A 5,847-nucleotide genomic window follows, 5' to 3' on the forward strand; every position below is an offset into this window, starting at 1 on the left:
CGTGGAGCCCCGGGATGGCCAGGTCGTTGCCCGCCACGGCCGTCACAGTGCCCGTGGCCTCGATGCCGCCCTGGGCCAGCACGTGCTGGTGGGCGGCATTGCCCGCGTCGGGGCGGGTCAGGGTTTGCGAGACGATGTTGCCCCCGGCCTTCAGGCTGATGTCCCCGCCCTGGAGGAAGCCGCTGTTGTTGGCAATGTCGTTCAGGGCCGTGAGGTTCAGGCTGCCGCCGCGCAGCAGGCCGCCGGTGTTTTCGATATTGACCGAGGCCAGGTTCACGTTTTCGCCGTTGATGCGGCCTTCGTTCAGAATGCCTTTACCGGCATTGATGTAGACGTTTTTGGCCTGCACGCCGCCGCCGGGCGCGATGTCCTGCTGGGTGGCCGAGGCCAGGTAGAGGTGGGGCACAAGCACCTTCCGGCCCATGTGCTCTTCTTCTTCCAGCCAGATGATGTCCTGGGTCAGGGCCGCCACCTGGGTCGGGGTGAGGGCCATATAAGATAGAAATCCTTATTGGAATTATTTATTGTACTAAGACAAAAAAATCTGTTTCCTCAAAATATTAAACTCCCCATTTATATCCGCAGAATGAAGTATTTTCATGACATTTTCCTTATCTTCAACTAAAAAAATTGGTATAAACATATGCCGATAAGAATGTTTTTCCCATGTTAATACAGCGGTAACCAGGCATGATAAATATATAGATAATATTTTATCATCTATTTCAATTTTATCATGCATAACTATAATTTTTTTTGTTTAATATGTTCTAGATCGCATACTATGCATCATTTAAAGCATCCCAATTCTGGGAATTTAAATTGCTTGTTAAGGAAATAAAATAAATTCTTCTTAGTTTTCATAGTATTTTGTACAAAACAAAATGCTATTGATGCATACGACAGTTTTTGGGGATGTTGTACGAAATAAAAAAATTCTCTATTTTCATGTATCTCACTATCTAATATTGCAAAAAATGTATTTCATGAAATATGCCTCACAGTAAGATTATCTACAAATTATATATAGTTAGATATATTTTTTGTTTTGGATCTTTCGCGCCTTTTAGTATTTTTAATTTCACGATTTTCGTGTTTTGTCTTTGTAATCATCCAGCTAAGTAAAGGAATATCAAATGTGCTAAATCGCCAATACATAGATTTTTTGCAGTATGGCGGACTATTTTTATACCAATAAAGATCTTTAGCACCATCAGCACAAGGGCTGTAAAAATAAAAGGAAACTCTTGATCCTGGATCTGTTGTCCGTATAGGCTCTGGAGCCGGATATGTTATTAATTGCGCCTGTATTAGCGCTACAAGAATATATTCTGGATATTCTTTTGAAAATCCACAAAGTATCCTATATGCAAATGTAAATGCAGCAGGTAGATAATTTTTCTTGCGCATTCCCTTCCAAACAATATGCTCATGCGTATCAAGGTCCATATTAAATTGGAATTCACTTATCTCTTCATAACTTTTCGAAGAAAAAAATCCCCTACTCTTTAGGTAATGGATATTTTTAGAGAAGTTAAACACTCCTTTTTTTTTAATAAATGCATCCTCTATATATTTTTCATATTCAATTGGTAGATCAAATGGATATGTACATAGGGTATAGTCAAGTTGTTCAATAACATTTTCTGACATATCCATGCTATTCTCCTAAATAATGAAGTGCTTTTTTGATTGCACTTAACATTTCTGAATTATTCAAAAAATTTCTATTTTTCGATGCAGATACAGGTATAAACATACCTGTATCTGCATCTCTAGTATAAAAATAATTATTTGTTGGATTAAAGAAATATTGTTGCTATCCCCAGTTAGTTGAAGATGGAGTCTTGCTGGCCGTTCTCCGGGATTAGTATTTTCAATATCAATACGCCAGTTACCTTTTTGCATGATTGTTTTTGATTCCGGTAGATACACTCCATTGGCTCCCAGCAAGCGCCCTTCAGTTAAGCCCGGAATCGTTGGGATGGGATCAACTTTGACAGACTTAATCCCCCCGGCCAGAACTCCTACCCCGACACCGAGGCCGAGATCAAGAAAGAGTTGCGTGGCTTTGATCTCTGTCGCCAAGCCTTCCGGGGTTGTTTCTATTTGGGCGCTCTGCGACCCGCCATGGAACTTGTCGACTATAAGATATGAAGCCAGTTCCTGGGTCGCGGCCCCCATCAGCTCGCCACCAACCACATTTCCGTATATTATTCATTCAAATGCAGATCCTTACCAATAATTTCAAAACGCCCCTGCAATTTATCAGAATAAAGAATTTTTATAATTTTTTCTTTATCATTTTCTGAAAAAATAGGTAAAAATACATGTTCATTTGAGTATTTTTTCCATGTCAATGCTGCCGCCATAAGGCAAGACAGATAATAAAAAAGTATATTATTATTCATAGATGTAGTTTCGTGCATTATGATAATATATTTTTTTTTTACATCTTCAAAATCACATAATGTATCCATCAATGCATCCCAATTCCCTTCAAAGACCTGCAAGCTTAGTTGTTGATTAAGGGAATGAAATAGCTCATCAGTCGTTTTTATATTCTTTTTTATAAGGCAAGATGCTATTGATGCATACGACAGTTTTTTGGGGCGCTGTACGAAATAAAAAAGATTCTTCACTTTCATATCTGTATTTTTTCGTTTTTACTAGCTATAGTGTAATAATGAATTACATGATACATTTATATTTTTATCAAAAATGAAAAATAAGAATAGATGATGTTTTTAAATAGAATGCCAATTGTTAGAGGTTAGGTATGCTGCATGATTATTTATATATAATTTCTAAATTGATTCTCCTTTTTTAATAAGAAGTTCCCAATCTTTACACATCAATACAAGCTTGTTTGAGGTTTCAAAGAAATTATATACTATTTCTCCATTTTCGAGTTTTTTTATTAAAACAATAGGTAGATTTTCATGTTTAAATGCTATTATATAAGGTTTACCTACTTCATCAATGAACCTATTGAATTTTAGTTGTAGATATCTATCTGAGCTCATATTTCCTCCTCCGTTGGTGACCATTGCCAAGACTGAGAGAACTTCTTAACTATAGGAAGTATATAATATAAATTTTTATATATCTATATACGATCCTTCTTCTTCAGGAAAGTTTTTTTCATCTTCTGAAGCTACAAGTAGTTCTTTTTCATAGAATTCGAATGCATTTTTTAAAGATGTTTTCATGTCTGATAAGTTGAGAACAAATTTACTTCTAGGCCATATAATAAAAACAAGCTCTTTTTTTAATGTTATAGTGATTTCAAATAAATCATCTCCTTTATCTCTGTATACTGGCATGTATTTATATTTTGATCTAATATCAGAGGCTAAATCAAATAATAATTTTTTCGTTCCATTCATTTTTGAACTCCTCTAAATCCAATAAATTCTCCAGAACTTGTCCAGCTTGCTGCTCTACCATCAGGCAGAGTATAAGTTACCCATCCTTCTTTCCATCTTCCACCTGCTCCTGTAGTCATACTGCCACTCTCTAGTATTTCTTTAATAAATGATTCTCCAAGTGCATTTCTCTGTGCCTCAGTCCTATATACCGCTTGTAACTCTGTTTGAGAGCTAAAACCGAAATATTCAGGATGCTTCATTACAGCTCGCCCCGCAGCACTCATTCCCTGCCCGTTATAAGGCTTGCTCGCTGAAGCAAACAATTCGTTTGGAGAAAAATCCACTGGTTTAGCAGGATCTTTACCAACAGACTTAATCCCCCCGGCCAGAACTCCTACCCCGACACCGAGGCCGAGATCAAGAAAGAGTTGCGTGGCTTTGATCTCTGTCGCCAAGCCTTCCGGGGTTGTTTCTATTTGGGCGCTCTGCGACCCGCCATGGAACTTGTCGACTATAAGATATGAAGCCAGTTCCTGGGTCGCAGCCCCCATCAGCTCGCCACCAACCACATTTTTGATGATGCTTATCGGGCCCGCGCATATCGCCTGTAGCCCCATGAGGGCAACGGAAACTGTATCTTTATATGGAATAGTTTCTAAGTACTCGTAAACTTGCACCATCTGGCCAACCAAATATGACGCGTCACCGGGGGTTATGTTAACCCTCCAGACTCCATTTTCTCCTTTCTGAATCTGTCCAGGAGCAGAATCAGAACCTTCAGGGCGTGCAGATCCGAGGCCCGTGATAAGCCTTTGAAACTCCGGATCGCTCATTAACTGCTCCACCTGTTCGGAAGACGCGCCGCCGCGGAGCATGGCCTGCATTGCGTCCAGGCCCGCCTGACCAAGGCCTTTGGCGTTCTCGGGCAAGGCGGCGGTAATGGCTTTCCATTCCCTGACGATCTGCTGGAGGTTTTCCCCCAACTTTTCGACGCCTTCTATGGTTCCTTCAAAGCCGCTTGCCAGTTCTTTGATCGACGTGCTGTCCACATAGACCGTGACGCTGACTTTTTCGTTTTTAGTCAGTTCCTGGGCCTTGGCGATATCTCTGTTCAGGCCCTCCAATCCCTGGGTGGGATCAGAGCGGATAATCACCGTCCCCTGACCCACTGTGGCGCGGTTGATCTGCTCCTGATCCGTTTTGCCGTAGTCTCCCGAAAGAGAAGCGTTCTCCAATTGACCACCGAGGCCGATATTGGCGGAGATATTTTCCTGCTTGTTTTTGTCCTGAATATCGGAATACGTCAGGCTGCCGGTGTTCAACGTCAGATTGCCGTTGTCCGCCGCGATGACCGCGCCCTTGATGTCCGTATTTTTTTCAGTGTAGATATCCAGGTCTTCTTTGGCCGTAATGCTGGTCTGGCCGTTGACCCAGGCCATGGAACCGCTGCTGGTGCCGCCGCCGATGTTCAATCCGGAGCCGTTGCTTCCGGTCACCGGTATTCCCATGATTTTGTCGGGTACAAGACCCGTAGCGTCAAAGCCGATGCTGCCGCCCAGGGACCAGGAGTTGCCGGAGCTCTGGGCCGTGTCTTGCAGACTGTGCACATTCAGATCGCGACCCACGGCCATGTCCACCGTGTTGCCCTGCACCTGCGCGCCCTTGACGTTGGTATCGCGTCCGGAAGTGGTTTCCAGATGATTGCCCGCCGCTACCAGGGCATTGGTGTAGCTTGTGCCGCTGCTCTTGCCCTGGCTGCCGGACGCGGAGGCGGACACGCTGCCGGAAACGGCCATGCCGCTGGAGCCAAAGCCCAAGCTCACGCTCACGCCGCCCGAGGCGGATGAGGCGGATTGTTTGCTGTCGTAGGTATTGGTGGCTGCGACGATGTTCAGGTCACGGCCAGCCCCCAAGGCCATGTCATGACCGGCCTGCACGCGGCCGCCTTCAATGGTGATGTCCCGCCCGCTGACGGCCTCAAGGTCGCGCCCGGCCAGCAACGTGGAGGGGGAAGCCGTGCTTGAGGATGAGGAAGACTTTTGCTGGGACGTGGAACCGCCGACAGACAATGACGCGCTGACCACCTGAAAGATGGAATTATAGACGCTGGTGACGGCTTTCAGCCCGGCGCTGGCGGCGGTGACGCCCTGATATCCCAGACCGCCCTGACCGCTGCCCATGGCTTGCGGCAGATCGGCCACAGCCTGCACGGCGGAAGAAACATTCTGCTGCAAGGAAAGCGCGATTCCGGCCTGCACATCCTTCCGCCAGGCCGATGCGCTCTGGGAATCCTGACCGGCAAGCATGTTCCAGTCGCGCCCGATGTTCAGGTTCACATCGCGTGCGGCTTCAATGTGCGATGCTATCTGGTTGATGTCGCGCCCGGTGGTTATGCTGATGTCATTGCCTGCCTGTACCAGGCTGCCGGCATTCTGGGCCGTCGTTCTGTTTCGCTGCCCTTGGCCGTGCTCTGGTA

General features: G+C 44.9%; 7 protein-coding genes. All 7 read right to left on the bottom strand.

The genetic code is table 11. The annotated features are described in order from the left end of the window. A partial coding sequence (locus HMPREF1022_RS18395; protein ID WP_009301312.1) for a hypothetical protein occupies positions 1-493 on the bottom strand: 493 nt, incomplete at its 3' end. A 527-nt stretch (positions 494-1,020) separates the two neighbouring features. Then, a complete protein-coding gene (locus HMPREF1022_RS17830) occupies positions 1,021-1,659 on the bottom strand; it encodes a hypothetical protein (protein ID WP_009301313.1) in 639 nt (212 codons plus the stop codon). 57 nt (positions 1,660-1,716) lie between these two features. Further along, positions 1,717-2,184: a hypothetical protein gene (locus HMPREF1022_RS00015; RefSeq protein ID WP_147568333.1), complete on the bottom strand. Its 468-nt coding sequence runs from the start codon at positions 2,182-2,184 to the stop codon at positions 1,717-1,719. 29 nt (positions 2,185-2,213) lie between these two features. Next, a complete protein-coding gene (locus HMPREF1022_RS16820; protein WP_008684795.1) occupies positions 2,214-2,648 on the bottom strand; it encodes a barstar family protein in 435 nt (144 codons plus the stop codon). Positions 2,649-2,807: 159 nt separating this feature from the next. Further along, positions 2,808-3,026, bottom strand: a complete 219-nt coding sequence (locus HMPREF1022_RS17835; protein ID WP_009301314.1) for a hypothetical protein — start codon at positions 3,024-3,026, stop codon at positions 2,808-2,810. A gap of 75 nt (positions 3,027-3,101) precedes the next feature. Next, positions 3,102-3,389: a hypothetical protein gene (locus HMPREF1022_RS17840; protein WP_009301315.1), complete on the bottom strand. Its 288-nt coding sequence runs from the start codon at positions 3,387-3,389 to the stop codon at positions 3,102-3,104. Beyond that, the coding region (locus HMPREF1022_RS16395; protein WP_009301316.1) for a hemagglutinin repeat-containing protein at positions 3,386-5,847 on the bottom strand (2,462 nt) is incomplete at its 5' end. The genes HMPREF1022_RS17840 and HMPREF1022_RS16395, both read right to left, overlap by 4 nt.

Origin of the sequence: Desulfovibrio sp. 6_1_46AFAA (assembly GCF_000224635.1) — a bacterium.
GTDB classification, from domain to species: domain Bacteria; phylum Desulfobacterota; class Desulfovibrionia; order Desulfovibrionales; family Desulfovibrionaceae; genus Desulfovibrio; species Desulfovibrio fairfieldensis.